This window comes from Streptomyces sp. CNB091 (assembly GCF_000377965.1).
Genome location: NZ_KB899002.1, coordinates 183,527 through 200,444 on the forward strand (window position 1 = coordinate 183,527; position 16,918 = coordinate 200,444).

At 72.1% G+C, this 16,918-nt stretch carries 15 protein-coding genes and 1 pseudogene; 6 read left to right on the top strand and 10 right to left on the bottom strand.

What is annotated here, in order from left to right; genetic code table 11:
• The first annotated feature begins 149 nt into the window (after positions 1–149).
• On the top strand, positions 150–1,430 hold the full coding sequence (locus D581_RS0123160; RefSeq protein WP_026290821.1) for a DUF1343 domain-containing protein: 1,281 nt from the start codon (positions 150–152) through the stop codon (positions 1,428–1,430).
• A gap of 14 nt (positions 1,431–1,444) precedes the next feature.
• On the opposite strand, the gene D581_RS0123165 is transcribed toward D581_RS0123160, so the two are convergent.
• From D581_RS0123165 to D581_RS1000000139040, 3 genes are all read right to left on the bottom strand, one after another.
• Positions 1,445–1,963 carry a GNAT family N-acetyltransferase gene (locus D581_RS0123165; protein WP_018959580.1) on the bottom strand — a complete coding sequence of 173 codons (519 nt, stop codon included), beginning with the start codon at positions 1,961–1,963 and terminating at the stop codon, positions 1,445–1,447.
• A gap of 195 nt (positions 1,964–2,158) precedes the next feature.
• Positions 2,159–2,599, bottom strand: coding sequence for a hypothetical protein (locus D581_RS0123170; RefSeq protein WP_018959581.1), 441 nt, complete (start codon positions 2,597–2,599; stop codon positions 2,159–2,161).
• The gene (locus D581_RS1000000139040) at positions 2,596–5,661 is read right to left on the bottom strand and encodes a DNRLRE domain-containing protein (protein ID WP_051114626.1); all 3,066 of its coding nucleotides are present in this window, start codon (positions 5,659–5,661) and stop codon (positions 2,596–2,598) included. Before D581_RS1000000139040 ends, D581_RS0123170 begins: the two co-directional genes overlap by 4 nt.
• A gap of 498 nt (positions 5,662–6,159) precedes the next feature.
• On the opposite strand from D581_RS1000000139040, the gene D581_RS0123180 reads away from it, so the two are divergent.
• Positions 6,160–6,774 carry a hypothetical protein gene (locus tag D581_RS0123180; RefSeq protein WP_026290823.1) on the top strand — a complete coding sequence of 205 codons (615 nt, stop codon included), beginning with the start codon at positions 6,160–6,162 and terminating at the stop codon, positions 6,772–6,774.
• Positions 6,775–6,797: 23 nt separating this feature from the next.
• On the opposite strand, the gene soxR is transcribed toward D581_RS0123180, so the two are convergent.
• The gene (soxR, locus tag D581_RS0123185) at positions 6,798–7,274 is read right to left on the bottom strand and encodes a redox-sensitive transcriptional activator SoxR (protein WP_018959583.1); all 477 of its coding nucleotides are present in this window, start codon (positions 7,272–7,274) and stop codon (positions 6,798–6,800) included.
• A gap of 113 nt (positions 7,275–7,387) precedes the next feature.
• Here soxR and D581_RS0123190 point away from each other — a divergent pair, with 113 nt between their 5' ends.
• Positions 7,388–7,849 (top strand): MaoC family dehydratase, encoded by a 462-nt coding sequence (locus tag D581_RS0123190; RefSeq protein WP_018959584.1) that lies wholly within the window; start codon positions 7,388–7,390, stop codon positions 7,847–7,849.
• A gap of 56 nt (positions 7,850–7,905) precedes the next feature.
• Here the strand turns inward: D581_RS0123190 and D581_RS0123195 are convergent, their stop codons facing one another.
• From D581_RS0123195 to D581_RS0123205, 3 genes are all read right to left on the bottom strand, one after another.
• Positions 7,906–8,538 carry a TetR-type transcription factor C-terminal domain-containing protein gene (locus tag D581_RS0123195; protein ID WP_018959585.1) on the bottom strand — a complete coding sequence of 211 codons (633 nt, stop codon included), beginning with the start codon at positions 8,536–8,538 and terminating at the stop codon, positions 7,906–7,908.
• Positions 8,539–8,626: 88 nt separating this feature from the next.
• Positions 8,627–8,917, bottom strand: coding sequence for a YiaA/YiaB family inner membrane protein (locus tag D581_RS0123200; protein WP_018959586.1), 291 nt, complete (start codon positions 8,915–8,917; stop codon positions 8,627–8,629).
• Positions 8,918–9,005: 88 nt separating this feature from the next.
• The gene (locus D581_RS0123205; protein ID WP_026290824.1) at positions 9,006–10,157 is read right to left on the bottom strand and encodes an acyl-CoA dehydrogenase family protein; all 1,152 of its coding nucleotides are present in this window, start codon (positions 10,155–10,157) and stop codon (positions 9,006–9,008) included.
• A gap of 89 nt (positions 10,158–10,246) precedes the next feature.
• Here D581_RS0123205 and D581_RS0123210 point away from each other — a divergent pair, with 89 nt between their 5' ends.
• Both D581_RS0123210 and D581_RS0123215 read left to right on the top strand, forming a co-directional pair.
• Positions 10,247–10,924 (top strand): TetR/AcrR family transcriptional regulator, encoded by a 678-nt coding sequence (locus D581_RS0123210; RefSeq protein WP_018959588.1) that lies wholly within the window; start codon positions 10,247–10,249, stop codon positions 10,922–10,924.
• Between the two features lie 188 nt (positions 10,925–11,112).
• Positions 11,113–12,093 carry a DMT family transporter gene (locus tag D581_RS0123215; protein ID WP_018959589.1) on the top strand — a complete coding sequence of 327 codons (981 nt, stop codon included), beginning with the start codon at positions 11,113–11,115 and terminating at the stop codon, positions 12,091–12,093.
• A gap of 94 nt (positions 12,094–12,187) precedes the next feature.
• Here the strand turns inward: D581_RS0123215 and D581_RS0123220 are convergent, their stop codons facing one another.
• Both D581_RS0123220 and D581_RS1000000138680 read right to left on the bottom strand, forming a co-directional pair.
• The gene (locus tag D581_RS0123220) at positions 12,188–13,279 is read right to left on the bottom strand and encodes a Zn-dependent alcohol dehydrogenase (protein WP_018959590.1); all 1,092 of its coding nucleotides are present in this window, start codon (positions 13,277–13,279) and stop codon (positions 12,188–12,190) included.
• A 34-nt stretch (positions 13,280–13,313) separates the two neighbouring features.
• Positions 13,314–14,707: pseudogene (locus D581_RS1000000138680) on the bottom strand (aldehyde dehydrogenase family protein).
• Between the two features lie 287 nt (positions 14,708–14,994).
• On the opposite strand from D581_RS1000000138680, the gene D581_RS0123230 reads away from it, so the two are divergent.
• A complete protein-coding gene (locus D581_RS0123230) occupies positions 14,995–15,495 on the top strand; it encodes a DinB family protein (protein ID WP_018959591.1) in 501 nt (166 codons plus the stop codon).
• 47 nt (positions 15,496–15,542) lie between these two features.
• Here D581_RS0123230 and D581_RS0123235 read toward each other — a convergent pair whose 3' ends face one another.
• Positions 15,543–16,913 (bottom strand): ABC transporter ATP-binding protein, encoded by a 1,371-nt coding sequence (locus tag D581_RS0123235; protein WP_018959592.1) that lies wholly within the window; start codon positions 16,911–16,913, stop codon positions 15,543–15,545.
• Between the last annotated feature and the right edge of the window lie 5 nt (positions 16,914–16,918).

Consider the following 16,918-nt stretch of genomic DNA (forward strand, 5'->3'; position numbering starts at 1 on the left):
CGGGAAGGGGCGCGAACGGACCGGCCGGGGCCCGTACGGATCTCCGGGACCGGCTGGGGGAATCGGCGCGGTCCAGGTCGTTCCGTGCGGCCCCGGCCCGCGCTAGCGTGCGTGGCCATGACAGTCGGCGCGATCATGGAGGTAGCGGAATGAGCCTGTCCCGACGTGGTGTGCTGGCCGCGGGAGGCGCCGTGGGCGCGCTTGCGGCGACCGTGGTCGGCGCCGGTCCCGCCGCGGCGTCGGCCGCCCCCGGACGCGGCCCCGGGCCCGGACGCGGCCGGGTGCTCACCGGTTTCGACCGGCTGGCGGCCGACGGCTACCGGTCGCTGCGGGGCCAGAAGGTCGGGATCGTCACCAACCCGACCGGCGTCACGGCAGACGTCCGGCACATCGTCGACGTGATGCACCCGGACGCCCGGGTGGAGCTGACCGCCGTCTTCGGCCCCGAGCACGGGTTCCGGGGCACCGCGCAGGCGGGCGGCTCCGAGGGCCGTTACGACGACCCGGCGACCGGGCTGCCGGTGTACGACACGTACCTCAAGAGCGGGCAGCCGCTCGCGGACGTCTTCACCGCCTCGGGCGTGGACACGGTCCTCTTCGACATCCAGGACGCGGGGGCGCGCTTCTACACGTACATCTGGACGCTGTACGACTGCATGGAGGCGGCGGCGCTGGCGGGCAAGCGCCTCGTCGTGCTGGACCGGCCGAACCCGGTGAGTGGGCGGGCGGCGCTGGGCCCGGTGCTGGACCCGGCGTTCGCCACGTTCGTCGGCCGCCGGGAGATCGCCCAGGCGCACGGGATGACGGTGGCGGAGCTGGCGCTGTTCTTCAACGCGGAGTTCCTGCACGAGAATCCGGTGCGGCTGGACGTGGTGACGATGTCGGGGTGGCGGCGCTCGGACTTCTTCGACGACACCGGGCTGCCGTGGGTGCCGCCGAGCCCGAACATGCCGACGCCCGAGACGGCGCTCGTCTACTCCGGCACCTGTCTCTTCGAGGGCACGAACCTCTCCGAGGGCCGCGGCACCACGCGCCCCTTCGAAGTGCTGGGTGCCGAGGGCGTCGACCACCGCTGGGCGGCCGCCGCGAACGCCCTGGAGCTGCCGGGGGTTTCCTTCCGCGAGGCGTACTTCGCGCCGACCTTCTCGAAGTTCGCGGGGAAGACGGTGGGCGGGGTGCAGGTGCACGTCCAGGACCGGGAGGTCTTCGACCCGGTCCGCACCGGGATCGCCCTGCTGGTGACGGCGAAGCAGACGTGGAGCGGCTTCGCCTGGCGGCCGGACAACTGGATCGACAAGCTCACCGGGAACACCCGCGTCCGCACGATGATCGACGCGGGCGCGGACACCGACACGTTGGTACGGGCGTGGCGGCGGGACCTGTCGGCGTTCCGGGCGAAGCGGCGGAGGTATCTGCGGTACGGAGGGTAGGCCCCCGCGTCCGATCAGGCGGTGAGGTCCAGGTCGCCGAGGTACTCACCGTCGTCCGTGAGGCCCAGGTCGCCGAGGTACTCACCGTCGTCCGTGAGGCCCCGCTTGCGGTAGCCGAGGCGGAGGTAGAACTCCTCGGGGCCGCCCTCGCCGGGCTTCCAGGTCACGGTCGAGACCGTTCCGCCCCGCCGGCGGATCTCCTCGTTCACCGCCCCCACGGCGAACCGTCCGTAGCCCCGGCCCTGCTCGTCGGCGGCGACGGCGAGCCGCCAGAGTCCGGAGCGGGGCGGGGCGTCCGGCGCCCCTGCGTCGAAGTCGAACGGCACGTCGAAGAAGGCCATCACGAAGCCGACGAGGCGCTCGCCGTCGCAGATCAGCCGGGGCCAGGCGATGTCGGGATGCACATAGGCCTCGGCCAGGGACTGGGCGACCGGGGCGACGAACCGGCGCTGGTCGGGCGCGACTTCCAGCCGACAGGCGGCGAGCACGTTGTCGGGAGTGACCTTTTCCAGGCGCGGAGAAGCTGTGTTCATGAGGGCACACAACCTCATCGGGCAAGGGTGGCACCACTGAATTCCCCTGGTCAGGTGGCCGGCACGGCCCGCACTCCGCCGCGGAGGCCTGCCCTCGCCGGGAGCGGTGCCCGCGCCCGGCGAGGGCGGGACACCGGAAGGCGGCTCCCCAGTCCTCCGGGGAGCCGCCTCCGTACGGGCCATCGGCCCGTCGCGTCAGCCGGCCGTCTTCGCCCGGAGCGCTCCGGAGCCCGTACGGATGGTCAGCGCACAGGCGACGGCCACCACGGCACAGCCCGCCGCGAACAGCAGGGCGACCGGCAGGCCGAGGCCCGCCGAGCTGTCGTGGGTGGCCAGGGCCACCACTGCCAACACGGTCTGGCCGAGGCCCACCAGGGCCAGCCAGGTCACCGTCAGCGCACGCGGCGCCCGGGACCGTACGCGCTCCAGGCCCAGCAGGACCGCACCACCGGCCAGACCCACCAGGGTGAAAAGCGCCAGGCCGGCGTTCAGCGGGCTGAAGCCGGAGGGATCGGTGTGGTCGATCTCCGCGGTGTCCGGCCCGAGTGTCAGAAAGGCGATCTGGAGCAGCGCCGCGTAGGCAACCTGGACCAGCAGAAGCACGGACGCGACACGACGCGCGAGAAGAGAGGTCATGCGTTGCTCCTCACAAGCTTCTTGCTCTTGATGATCCACAGTTTTCCGTTCTTCGTGTAACTGATGCACTTGTCGCGGGCCTTGTGGTTCGCCTTGCTCTTACCACGGTAGTCCCGGCCGATCTTGCGGCCGATCTTGTTGTTGCGGAGATCCATCTCCTTGTCGACACCACGAGACTCCGACTCATGGCGGGTCGCGACCTCGTATGCGGTGTCATGGTCGATGTTGATCTCCATGCGCGCGTTCCAGTAGCAGTGCCGGAACGCGTCGCCGGTCCCCTGGTACAGGGACTTCTTCGAGTACCGCTTCGCGGCCTCGGCGAAAGCCTTCTCGGCGTCCTTGCGGGCCTTGTTGCAGTCGTAGGGGTTGGTGGAGCAGTAACGCCGCTCCGCGGGGGTCAGGTCGCCGTATCCGGCGCCCGGGTCGAGCAGGACCGGGAAGGCCACCGTCTGTCCGGGCCCGGGGGCGAGGGAGACGATGATGTCGTTGCCGGAGAGCCGCATGGAGACCGGCACGGTTCTGCCCAGGGCGTCCAGGGCCAGCGGGGCGGAGATGAACGCGGTCGCGTCACCCTGCGCGTCGGAGATCATCAAGGTGTTCTCGCTGACCGCGGTGATCTCCTGGCCGGGCCGGATGCCGGCCGTGTAGCTGAACGACTGCGGCGCGCTCGGGCCGCGCAGCAGGTGGAAGACCTCGACCGCGCTGGTGCTGCTGCGGACGGCGATCGTGTCGGCGTCCTTCTGGGTGTTGGGGTAGATCACCAGGCCGGTCTCGCTCAGTTCGGCCGGGGAGGCCGCCGCCGTGGGCATGTCGACCAGGGTCTGGGTGGCGCCGTCGGGGCTCGTGCCCACGATGGAGCTGTTCGCGGCGTCAGGGAGCTGGGCGGTCGCGTCGGCCCCGGCGGAGTCCTCGGTCTCCTCGACCTCGGGGTCCTCCACCTCGACGTAGCCGGGCGGGGTGTCGTCCTCCTCGACGACCGTCTCATCCGGGAACTCCTCGACCTCCTCCGTGGTGTCGTCCACCGGGTGCAGGAGGGTCCCGAAGTGGGTCTCGGAGATCTCGTTGATGAACGAGGTGGCCAGGACCCCGGTGATGACGCCGACGTGGAAGGTGTGTTCACGCCAGTCGGACCAGGTGCCGGCCGCGTTGCGGACCCGGGTGCGCAGGGTGTGCGCCCCGCGGGTGGCGGGCGTCCAGGAGACGGTCGCAGCCCCGGAGGTGAGGGCGGCGGCCGTCGGACCACCACCGTTGAAGGCGTACTCGGCGGAGACCGCCCTGCCGGTGCCGTCGGCGATCCGGAAGGTGCCGGCCAGACCGGAGTCCCCGTGCCACAGCCCGTCTGCCGGGTACTGCGCGGAGCTGACGGTGGGCGACGCGGGGACGGCCGGGTCGACGGTCAGGGGCCGCCAGGCGGACCAGGTGCCGTTCCACTCGGTGCCGTCGAAGACAGCGATGCGCCACTTGTACGAGCCCGCGGCCAGGGCGGGCACGGTCCAGGCGGCGGTGGTGCCGGAGGCGACGAACGGGGAGACGCCCTGGGCGGTGCGGGCCGTGCCGTCGGCGTTCCACACCTCGAAGGTGAGGCGGACGGTGTTGCCGTCGGCGTCGGCGGCCCTGCCCTGGAGGGTGGGCGTGGTGTCGGCGGTCACGGCGCCCGCGGCCGGGTTCACAGCGACGGCCGCGCCGGGCCGGGTGTTGTACGTGACGGAGAGCGCGGGCTCGGTCGGACCCTGTGCTCCGTCGACGAAGTTGGCGGAGCGGAAACGTCGCCAGCTGAAGGAGTCGCCCTCGTCCACGGCCCTGATCTGGAGACCGTGGTTTGCCTGGCCGTCCGCCCACGCCTGGGCGATGCCGTCGACGTCCCAGCGCATGAAGTTGGCGGGGCAGGCCGAGCTGAAGCCGTACGCGGACCTGGACACGGCGGCGCCGGTCGCGGTGGTCGCGGGCTGGGCGCCCCAGGTCACCCCACTGGGGTCCCAGGCGCCCGTGATCCGCCGGGCCTCGACGCCTGAGCCGGTGGCGGAACAGCTGGAGGACCAGTACGAGTGCAGCCGGAGCTCGGCGTTGAGGACCTTCTTGCCCGCGAACCTGGCGACGTCGAACTTCACGTACGAGCGGGCCCTGGTGGTGCCACCGTCGTAGGTGCCGGCCTTGAGCTCGGTCGAACCGCGCTGGGAGTCCGGGTAGTTGGTGGCCACCCAGGTGTCGGTGGACGCGGCCAGGGTGGTGGTCGGGTCGATGGTGACCGGGTAGGTCACGGAGGGGTCGGCGAGGAACGCCGCGCTGGGCCTGAGGACCAGCACCGTGCCCTCGGGGCCCTGCTCCACGGCGGTGGCGATCTCGGCGTGACGCAGCGGGTCACCCGACACGGGGTCGGTCCCCGTGCCCCACATCCGGGGGGCGGGGGCGCTGGCGACGAGATCTCCGGAGCTGTCCTCCAGCCGCAGATGCCGCTGGGGAGTCTTCTCCAGCTCCATGCCGTCCAGGGTGACGGGCAGGCGCAGTTCGACCGGTTCCGTCGGCCGTTCCGTGAGGATCAGTGACTCGGAGAAGCCGTGCGGCAGAGCGGTGACATGCAGATCACCGTTGGGGACCACGGAGGGGTAGACGGCCGTGTCGCCGTCCAGCCGGGGCGCGGGGAGCGTCTTGCCCCAGTCGAGACCGAAGGTGCGGCTGCCCCGGCTGACCGACGCGAAGTCGCCCTTGCCGCCGTCCGAGAGGACGACATCGGCCACGGCCGTCTTCGGCTCCAACTGGGCGCCGGTGTCCACGAGGGTGGTGTCCAGGGGCTTCCACCGGCCGTCTTCCTTGACCCGTACCGGGCCGGAGTACGTCTCCGTCGTGAGGGTGCCGTCCGGATTGGCCCATGTGCCCGCGTCGGCCGCGCGCTCGGAGAGGGCTTCCACCCGCTGCCCGGAGAGCTTGGCCGCGAGCTGTGCCGCGGCGATGTCCGGTGCCTCGGTGACGCGCTTCGCCGGGCCGGAGGCGGTGACGGCGGGTCTTCCGTCACCGCCGTCCTGCGCCTGAGCGGTGCCCGCTGAAGCAGCGAGCGTGGCGGACATGGCCAGAGATATGGCCGCCGCCGTGAACCGTCTGTTCACGTTCTCCCCTACAAGAATCAATTCCTGTCAATCACCTGTGTGGGTGATCAAATACGGAGCTGATCGTAGATGTGCGCACATGGGCCTGATGGCCGGTCAGAACCCCGCAGATCACGCATATTTCGCTAATCAGCCTCCTGCCGGCACGTGATCCCGATCACCGGCCGCCTTCTGGCCGCACCGCTCCGACCTGGCATTCCACCGCCCCCGGAACGCGACGGCCGGGGCCGGGGCCCACCGACGGGGCCGTGACGCCGCCATTGGTTCTCGCGGACCCGCGCGAGGGCCGCACGCCCTCGCACCACCCGTCCGCGCGCCGCTTCGCTCCCGCCCGAGGCACCCCTTCCCACATGGGGAGTCTCGGCCAATGGACGGATTTCATCTTTCGATGGAGCCGAAACGGGCAGGCGTACGTCCATTCCTTGACGTCCAAGGACGAGCGACGGAGGTGGCGGTGCCATGGCCGGTTTCCGGAGTCTTGCGAGACAGGTCCGTGATCCGATGGGGGATCTGGCCCTGCGGCGGTATTCGCTGCGCAAGTGTTTGGAGAGGTTCGCCCCTTACGGGCACCGGGCGACCTGGGACCATCTGTGCGCCCGGCACGGGATCGATCCCGAGGACCGGGCGCCCGATCCGGTGCGCCTGGTGGGCGCGCTGGACGAACTGGAGGAGGCGCGGGCCGTCTGGCTCGCGTACGAGGCGGGGTTCGCCGAGCGGCGGCGGCGCGAGAAGCACGCGGGGCTGCGGCGGCCCGGTGCGTTCGACGACTGGCACCGCCGCACCTGGGGCGGTCACGGGGTGGCCCGCTGCTCCGACCCGGACATCCACCCCACCGAGCCGCTCGCCGAGGTCCTGCGCCGCCTGATCGCGGCTCTGGGCGCCGGCCCCGGCTCCGCCTGCCCGGTCTGCGCGGACACCGGCATCGAGTGGCGGCAGGAGCGGGGCGAGGCGCCGTGGGCGGGCCCGGTGTGCACGGGCTGCGGGATCGCGGTGCCGCAGCCCGCCCTGACCGACCGCACCCTGGCCAGGGCACGGCTGCCACGGCACCGGAGGCCGGCCACGACGGCGGCGTGAGGACTCGCGCCCGCGCCCCTGAACTATTTACGCCCGGGTGGCTGCCGGCCCTCGGGCATCAGACGGGAACCGGTGATCCGCTCACCGACGACGTCGTCGGGGTTGGACAGCACACAGGTCTCCAGCGAGAGACAGCCGCATCCGATGCAGTCGGTCAGATGGTCGCGCAGGCGGTGCAACTGCCCGATGCGCTCGTCCAGTTCCTTGCGCCAGACCTCGGAGAGGCGGGCCCAGTCCTCGCGGTTGGGCGTGCGCTCCTCGGGCAGTTCGGCGAGCGCCTCCCGGATCGTGGCCAGGGGGATGCCGACGCGCTGGGCCGCGCGCACGAAGGCGACCCGGCGCAGCGCGTCCCGCGAGTAGCGGCGCTGGTTGCCGCTGGTGCGGCTGCTGCTGATCAGGCCTTTGGACTCGTAGAAGTGCAGGGCCGAGACGGCCGCGCCGCTGCGCGCCGAGAGCTGGCCGACCGAGAGTTCGTGGAGTGTCTGGGGAATCTGGGGCACCCCTCGAATCTACTGCCATGTCGTTGACAGGAACGCGCCGCACAACGATGCTGAGCAAGCGCTTAGACATCGCGCCTGATGGTGCGCAGAGCCGGAAGGCAGGAACCGGGAACATGGCAGAGCCGAGGATCTTCACGTCCGCGCAGGAGCTGCGGGACGGAGTGGGCGAGCAGCTGGGACAGAGCGACTGGCTGGAGATCGACCAGGAGAGGGTCGACCGGTTCGCCGAGGCGACCGGCGACCACCAGTGGATCCACGTGGACCCGGAGCGGGCGAAGGACGGGCCGTTCGGCACGACCATCGCGCACGGTTATCTGACGCTCTCGCTGCTGCCCGCGCTGGTACCGCAGGTGATGCGGGTCGAGGGCATGAAGATGGGCATCAACTACGGGACCAACAAGGTCCGTTTCCCCTCGACCGTCCCGGTCGGCTCGCGGCTGCGGGCGACGGCGGTGCTGCGCGACGTCGAGGAGACCGGCGGCGGCGTACAGGTCACGGCGGTCGTCACGGTCGAGCGCGAGGGCAGCGGGAAGCCGGCCTGCGTCGCCGAGTCGGTGTCCCGCTACTACTTCTGATACTTGGGAAACCGGCGGCTACCTCGGGAGCCGTCGGCTACTTCTGGGTCTGCCGGTTACTTCTGGGCCTGCCCGGCTCCGACCATCCGCAGGACGAGGCCGGCGTACAGTTCGCCGACCTCGTCGGGGGTGCGGCTCCCCCGGGCGTTGAACCAGCGGGCCACGTCGATGCAGAGGGAGAGGACCGCGAGGGCGGTGCCGGGGACGTCGGGGACGTCGAACTCGCCGTCCCGCACCCCTTCGCCGATGATCCGGCGCACCACCGCGTCGCTCCTGCGCCGCAGCGCGACGATCTCGGTGCGGTGCTCCTCGCCGAGCGCGTCGAGCTCGTACTGCACGACCCGGGCGGTGGTGTGCCGCTCCGCGTGCCAGCGGACGAAGGAGCGGACGGCCCCGGCGAGGCGTTCGGCGGCCGTGCCGTCCCGGTCGGCCTCGGCCGTGAGCACGTACAGCGCCCGCTCGTGGCCGAGCTTGCTGATCCGGTGGAGCAGCTCTTCCTTGGTCTTGTAGTGGATGTAGAGCGCGGCCGGGCTCATCCCGGCCCGGCCGGCGATGTCACGGGTGGTGGTCGCGTGATACCCGCGCTCGGCGAAGGCGTCCACGGCGGCGACGAGGAGCCGCCTGGCCGCCTCGGGAGTGACCTCGCCCCATGGCGTGTCCTCGCCGCTCGTCTCCTCCGCCGCACACATCGCCCAGGGCCCCTCTCCGTCAGCAGGACGAACACCATACCCCGAACCTGAGCAAGCGCTTAGCGGTTACCCCGCCGATCTTGCCGGGTCAGAGCTTCTGGAAGGGGTCGTGCTCGGCGAGGATCTTCTCCAGCCGGGCCTGGTCCACCCGGCTGACGATCTGTCCGGCCTCCTGGCGGTCCCTGATCACCTTGGCGAGCGTGAAACAGGACGTGACGAGGTAAAGCACGCCGATGGCGAGGAAGCCGCGCACCCAGGCGTCGGCGTCGAGGAAGAAGATGCCGAAGGCGACCGCGCCGATCGCCACCATGAAGGAGGCGACCGCCTGCATGTAGAAGGCGGCGGTGCTCTGCTGCTTGACCGATGTCGTGTCACTCATGGGTTCAGCATCCGCCGACGTGGCGCACGCCACATCCGCGCCCGTACTCAGGCCCGTACTCAGACACCCGTACGAACCCGCGAGTCGGTCAGAAGGCGGAGACGCCGGTCAGCGCGCGCCCGATGATCAGCTTCTGGATCTGGCTGGTGCCTTCGTAGAGCGTCATCACGCGGGCGTCCCGCAGCAGTTTGCCGACCGGGTACTCGTCGATGTAGCCGTAGCCGCCGAAGACCTGGAGGGCGTTGTTGGCGCAGCGGACGGCGGCCTCGGACGCGTACAGCTTGGCCTGGGAAGCGGCGGTGGCGAACTCCTGGCCCCGGTCAACCAGGTCGGCGACCCGCCAGGTCAGCAGCCGGGCCGCGTCCACGTCCACGGCGATGTCGCTGAGCAGCTCCTGGACGAGCTGATGGCGGGCGATGACCTTGCCGAACTGTTCGCGCTCACCGGCGTAGCGCACAGCCGCGTCCAGGGCGGCCTGCGCGATGCCCACGCAGCCCGCCGCGACGGACATCCGCCCCTTGGCCAGGGCGGACATGGCGATGGAGAAGCCCTTGCCCTCGGGCCCGAGGAGGCAACCGGCCGGTATCCGGACGTCCTGGAGGACCAGTTCGGCGGTGGCCTGGCCGCGCAGGCCGAGCTTGCCGTGGACGGTGCGGCGGGTGAGGCCGGGGGTGTCGGCGGGGACGAGGAAGGCGGAGACGCCCCGGTGGCCGGGGGCGTCGTTCGTCCGCGCGAAGAGCAGCACGACATCGGCCCAGGTGCCGTTGGTGATGAACATCTTGGTGCCGTTGACGACGTAGTCACCGCCGTCGCGCACGGCCCGGGTGGCGAGGTTTCCGGCGTCCGATCCGGTGCATGGCTCGGTGAGACCGAAGCAGCCGATCGCCTCGCCGGAGGCGAGCCGGGGCAGCCAGGCCCGCTTCTGCTCCTCGTCGCCCCAGGACGCGACGGTCTTGGCGACCAGCCCGAGCGAGACGGAGACGATGCCGCGCACCGAGGAGTCGCCGCGCCCCAGCTCCTCGGTGACCAGACAGTAGGACAGGTGGTCGCCGCCGGAGCCGCCGTACTCCTCGGGGACGGTCAGACCGAGGAAGCCGAGGTCCCCGAGCTTCTTCACGATCGACCTGTCGACATTCTCGGCGCGATCCCAAGCGACCACGTGGGGAGCGACCTCGCGGGCGACGAAGTCCTCGGCCAGCTTCCGGACGGCTTCCTGCTCCTCGCTGAGCGTCAGGTCCATCGTGCCCACCCCGCCTCTCACGAGCGCCGCTCGGGCGCACTTTAATTAGCACTGCTAGTTTCTGGTTCGCAGGCCCTACTATGAGCCGCATGGCCCGACCGCGCAAGCCCCTCCTGAGCAGAGACCGCATCGTCGGGGCGGCGAGCGCGCTCGTGGACTCCGAAGGGCTGGACGCCGTCTCCACGCGTCGCCTGGCGGCCGTCCTGGGGGTCAGCGGCCCTTCGCTCTACAACCACTTCCGCAACAAGGAGGAGATCCTCGACGCCGTCGCCGACGCGGTCTCCGTACAGGTCGATCTGTCGATGTTCGAGGAGTCGGACCCGCGCGACTGGCGCGAGGCCCTGCACGACTGGGCGCTCTCCTACCGGGCCGCCCTCGCCGCGCACCCGCACATCGTCCCGGTCCTCGCCCGGGGCCCCGGACGGCGCCCGGCGGGGCTGCGGGTCGCCGACGCGGTGTTCGGGGCGATGGTGGGGGCGGGGTGGCCCCCCGCCCAGGCCACCCGGATCGGGGCGCTCATGCGCTACTTCATCACCGGCTCGGCGCTGGGCTCCTTCGCCGGGGGCTTCGTCGACGACGAGGCCGCCTACGACCCCGCCGACTACCCGCACCTCGGCCAGGCCCACCTGCTCGCCGACCACCGCCGCCAGGTCGACGAAGGGGCCTTCGAGACCGGGCTGCGGGCGTTGCTGGACGGGCTGGCGATCCAGTACGAGCAGTACGCGCGGCCGGTGGGCGAGCGCCTGTCCGGCCCGTCCGACGCTTGAGGACAGAGACCAGCGCCTTTTCAGCCCGTCCGGCGCTTGAGGACGGAACCGGCGCTCGGGACGGACGGTGCCCTGGCTGTCCGGTCACCGAGGGGTCGCCGACCACAGGGCGGGGCGGCCCTGTCGCCGATTGACGGGCATGGACAATTCGGTGGGGGCCGAAGCGTTCCGGGCCTACGGTCGTGGCCATGACGACGACCCCGACACCCGTTCCGGTCTCCGCGCCGGCCCACCGCTGGCGCGCCACCGCCGCCGCCTGCACCACCGTCGTGCTGTGGGCCTCCGCCTTCGTGTCCATCCGGAGCGCGGGCGAGTCCTACTCCCCCGGCGCCCTCGCCCTCGGGCGGCTGGTGACGGGCGCGCTGGTGCTCGGAGTGATCCTCCTCGTACGGCGGGAGGGGCTGCCCGGGCGCGGTGCCTGGCGCGGAATCATCACCTCCGGCGTGCTCTGGTTCGGGCTGTACATGGTGGCCCTCAACTGGGGCGAGCAGGAGGTCGACGCCGGGACGGCGGCGATGCTGGTGAACATCGGGCCGATCCTGATGGCCCTGATGGGCGCCCGCATGCTCGGCGAGGGGCTGCCGCGCCGCCTGCTGCTGGGCATGGGCATCTCGTTCTCGGGTGCGGTCGTCGTCGGCCTCGCGATGTCCGGGCACGGCAGCTCCTCCGTGCTGGGCGTGGCGCTGTGCCTGCTGGCCGCGGTGGTCTACGCGCTGGGCGTGGTCAGCCAGAAACCGGCGCTCGCGCACGGCTCCTCGCTGCAGATCAACACCTTCGGCTGCGCGATCGGCGCCGTCGCCTGCCTGCCGTTCACCGGGGTGCTGGTCTCCGAGGCGGCCGACGCCCCCATGTCCGCCACGCTGAACATGGTCTATCTGGGCGTCTTCCCGACCGCGCTGGCCTTCACCACCTGGGGCTACGCCCTGGCCCGGACCACCGCGGGCCGGATGGGCGCCACCACGTACGCCGTTCCGGCGCTGGTGGTGCTCATGGCGTGGCTGCTGCTGGACGAGGTGCCGACGTTGCTCGGGGTCCTCGGCGGGCTGCTCTGCCTGGTCGGTGTGGCGGTCTCCCGGAGCCGTCAGCGGACCGGGGCCGCGGCCGGAGATCCGGCCCGGCCGGTGGAGGCATCCCGTCATGACGAGGAGCGCCGGGCGGAACGGACGTAGCGGGCCCTCCCGGCTGTTCGACGAGGACGAGACGGACGCCCGGCTGGTGGGCCCGGTGACGTCGACACTCTCGCCCCACCGGCTTCTGGCCGCTCTAGGGCCGGTCCTGGAAGACCACCAGCGCGCGGCCGCCCCTGCCCGCGATCATGTTGTCGAAGGCGGCGGGAATGCCGTCCAGGGCGATGTGCTCGGTGACCATCATCGACAGGTCGAAGCGGCCGGCGCGGATGTGGTCGGCGAGGACGGGGAGATCGCGGGCCGGGTCGCTGTTGCCGTAGACGCAGCCCGTCAGGGTCCTGCCCCAGTGGAAGAGCTCCAGGGCGTTGAAAGTGACTTCCTGTTCCTTGCCGCCGATGCCGACCACCGTGGTGCGCCCGCCGCGCCGGGTGGATTCCCAGGCGGCCCGGATGGTCGCGGGCCGGCCGACGCACTCGACCGCGACGTCCGTGCCCCGGCCGCCGGTGAGCTTGCGGATCTCGCGCGGGGTGGTGGCGGAGGCGATGACGTAGTCGGTGGCGCCCGCCTGCCGGGCCAGCTCCTCCTTGGCCGGGGAGACGTCGACCGCGATGATCCGGGACGCGCCGGCGATCCGGGCGGCCTGGAGCACGGCGAGGCCGACGCCGCCGATCCCGAAGACGACGACGCTCTCGCCCTCGCGGACCCGGGCGCTGTGGTGGATCGCCCCGTAGCCGGTCAGGACCGCGCAGCCGAGGAGGGCGGCGTCGGTGAGCGGGATGCCGTCGGGGGCGGGGAGCACGCAGTTCGCGGCGACGACGGTCTCCTCCGCGAAGGCCGCGACGTTGAGCCCGGGGTGGAGGCCGGTGCCGTCGGCCGTACGGGCGTGGAGGTTGGCGGTCCCCTTCAGGGCGTCGGCGCAGAGCCAGACCTCGCCGATCCCGCAGTGGAAGCAGACCCCGCAGGAGGGGGCCCAGTTGAGGACCACGCCGTCGCCCGGGGCCACCTGCGTGACGCCCTCGCCGACCGCCAGGACCGTACCGGCGCCCTCGTGGCCGAGGACGGCGGGCACCGGCACGCGCATGGTGCCGTTGGACAGGGACAGGTCGGAGTGACAGACGCCGGCGGCGGCGAGGGAGACGCGCACCTGGCCGGGGCCGGGCTCCGGCAGGACGATGTCGGTGATCTCCAGCGGAGCTCCGACGGCGGGCAGTACGGCGGCGCGGACCACGAGCAGGCTCCTTGTGCGGGAAGGGTGACGGGGTTCAGAACTGGAGCGACTTGGTCTGGAGGTACTCCGCCAGGCCGTGCGGCCCCAGCTCGCGTCCCACCCCCGACTGCTTGTAACCGCCGAACGGGGCCAGCGGGTTGAACCGTCCGCCGTTGATGTCGACCTGTCCGGTGTCCATCCGGCGGGCGAAAGCCACCGCCTCCTCTTCGTCGGCGGCCCAGACGGCGCCGGCGAGCCCGTACACGGTGGCGTTGGCGATACGGAGGGCGTCGTCCACGTCCTCGTACCGCAGGATCGAGATCACCGGGCCGAAGATCTCCTCGCGGGCGATCGTCATGTCCGGGGTGACGTCCGCGAAGACGGTCGGGCTGACGTAGTAGCCGTTCTCCAGGGGCGCGCCCGGGCCGCCCGCGACCAGCCGGGCGCCCTCCTCGACGCCCTTGGCGATGTAACCGCGCACCCGCGCCTGCTGCTTGGCGTTCACGAGCGGGCCGACCCGCTCGCCGGCCACGTACTTGGTGACGGCGTTCGCCGCGAGCTCCACGGCCTCCTCGTACCGCTCGGCGTCCACCAGCATCCGGGTCCAGGCGCTGCACGTCTGGCCGGAGTTGGTCATCACGTTGGCGATGCCGACGTTGACCGCCCGGGCGAGGTCCGCGCCGGGCAGGATCACGTTGGCGGACTTGCCGCCCAGTTCGAGGGCGACGCGCTTGATCGCGGCCCCGGCGGTGGCGCCGATCTGCCGGCCCACAGCGGTGGAGCCGGTGAACGAGACCAGGTCGACGTCCTCGTGGGCGGCGAGCGCCTGGCCGGCGACCGGTCCGAGGCCGGTGACGAGGTTGAAGACGCCCGGCGGCAGACCGGCCGCCTCGGTGGCCTCCGCGAAGAGCTGCGCGGTGAGCGGGGTGTCCTCGGCGGGCTTGAGGACGACGGTGCAGCCCGCGGCGAGGGCGGGGGCGACCTTGGCGACGATCTGGTGGAGCGGGTAGTTCCAGGGGGTGATCGCGCCGACCACGCCGACCGGCTCCAGCAGTACGGTGGAGTTGCCGATCCGCTCCTCGAAGGCGTGGCGGCCGGCCAGTTCGGCGTACGAGGCGGCCACCAGCACGGGCACGCTCGCGTGAACCTTTTGGGACAGCGGCAGCGGCGAGCCCAGTTCGGCCGTGATGGTCTCGGCCAGTTCGTCCTTGCGGGCGGTCAGCGCGTCGGCCAGCGCGGTCAGCCGGGCGGCGCGTTCGGCGGGCGGGTCGCGGCCCAGGCGGGGAAGGCGGCGCGCGCCGCCCGTACCGCCGCGTCGACGTCCTCGGCCGTTCCCGCCGGCACATGGGCGATGACCTGCTCGTCGGCCGGGTTCACGACCGCGATCGTGTCCTGGCCGGCGGCGGGCCGCCACGCACCGTCGATGTACATCTGGTCATGCGCCTTCATGGCTGTTTCCTCCCGGACGTGCTGTGCGGAGCGCCGAAGCCGTGCGGCGCGGAGCGCCGAAGCCGTGCGGCGCGGGGCAGCACGTCGCACCCGCCCAAACTAGCGCCGTTAGTTTTCTGACGCCAGGGAGCCTTGGGAGACGCCGGTCACGCCCGGCACGCACACCCCGGCACGAGCATCCCTGCCCTTGCGCCGCCTTGCCGTAACGGCATGATCCCTTGCCCTGGCGGCAGTGGACCGGCCAAGACTGGAACGAGCACGCGAACCCGGATCCCCAGGAGGCACCCATGACCGCCGAACCCCGCCCGCGACGCCGCCGGGACACCCCGCCGCCCCGGACCGGGGGCAGCGAGGCCGAGGTGCTGCGCGGCTTCCTCGACTACCTGCGCGATTCGATCGCCGCGAAGGTCGAGGGAGCCCCGGAACCGGCGGCCCGCGCCGCCGCGGTGCCCTCGGGCACGAATCTGCTCGGCCTGCTCAACCACCTGACGTCCGTCGAGCGGTCCCTGTTCCTCGGGGAGCGGGTCGCCGACTGGCCGGCGACCTTCCACGCCGCCCCCGCGGACGGCGTGGCGGAGGTCGTCGCCAGCTACCGGGAGGCGGTCGCGGAGGCGAACGGCGCACTCGACACGTGCACCGACCTCGGCGCGCCGGTGCCCCGCCCACGCCCGGACGACCCCGCCCCCAGCGTCCGTTGGGCCCTCACGCACATGATCGAGGAGACCGGTCGCCATGCCGGTCACGCCGACATCCTCCGTGAGCTGATCGACGGCTCGACGGGGCGCTGAGCCGATCGCCACCGCCCGCCGCCGAGGCGGCGAGTCGGCGAGGCCCCTCAGCTCCGGGGGAGGTCGTCGAAGCCGGGGGCGTCCCGGGGCAGGGGGCAGATGCGGCGCCCGTAGTGGTCGAAGACGTACAGGTGGGCCAGGTCCACCAGCAGCGGCACCTGTGCCCCGGTCCGCAGGCGCAGGTCGGGTCCGGTGCGCACGACCAGGTCGCCGGAGGGGGCGGAGGGGTGGTCGGGGCCCCGGGGCTCCGTGGGGTCCGGGGCGGGTTCGTCGAGGGTGACGACAGGGCCGCTGATACGGCCGCCCGTCCGCCCCCTGAGCCGTCTCCGGACGCCGGTCCCGCCTCCCCCGCCGGCCGCGGCCCTGCGGCGGCGGGGCATCGTCCGGGGCCGGGCGGATTCGAGGTCCGGGACCACGGCGGGCCGCGAACCGGTCCTGAGGTGGACCAGCGCCTCGTGCCCCTGGTATTCGACGTGCTCGACGATGCCGCTGAGGGCGACCTCGCCGGGCCGGGCCTGGCTGGGCGGGGCGATCCGGACCGCCTCCGAGCGCAGCCCCACGATGATCCGCCGGCCCTGCTGGATCCGGAGCAACTGGTGGTCGGGGCTGAGGGGTTCGGGCAGGGCGAGCCGCTGCCTGCCGAGGTCGATCGACATCCGGCCCTCCAACGGGGCGTGCACGACGGCCTGGAGGAGGTTGATGCGCGGGGTGCCGATGAAGGCGGCCACGAACACGTTGTCCGGCAGGCCGTAGACCTCGCGGGGCGGGCTGACCTGCTGGAGGACTCCGCCGCGCATCACGGCCACCCGGTCGCCGAGGGACATCGCCTCGGCCTGATCATGCGTGACGTAGACCGTGGTGACGCCCAGTTCCTTGGTGAGCAGGGCGATCTCGGCACGCAGATGGCTGCGCAGCTTCGCGTCGAGGTTGGAGAGCGGCTCGTCCATCAGGAACACGGAGGGCCGGCGGGAGATGGCCCGGCCCATCGCGACCCGCTGGCGCTCGCCGCCGGAGAGCTGCGCGGGGTAGCGGTCGAGGACGTGCCCGATCCCGAGCATCCGGGCGGTGGCCTCGACGCGCGCGGTGTTGTCCTCGCGGGGGTTCTCCAGTCTCAGCGGGAAGCCGATGTTGGCCCGGTTGGTCATGCTCGGGTAGAGGGCGAAGTTCTGGAACACCATCGCCATGCCGCGTTCGCGCGGCGGGGTGTGGTTGGCGTACTCCCCGTCGAGGAGCAGCTCGCCCTCGGTGATCTCCTCCAGGCCCGCGATCATGCGCAGCACGGTGGACTTGCCGCAGCCGGAGGGCCCGAGCAGCACGACGAACTCGCCGGGGTCGATGGAGAGCGTGAACCGGTCGACGGCCCGCCGGTCCCGGCCGTAGTTCTTGCTGACTTGGTGCAGGGAGATCGCGCGCGTCATGAGGG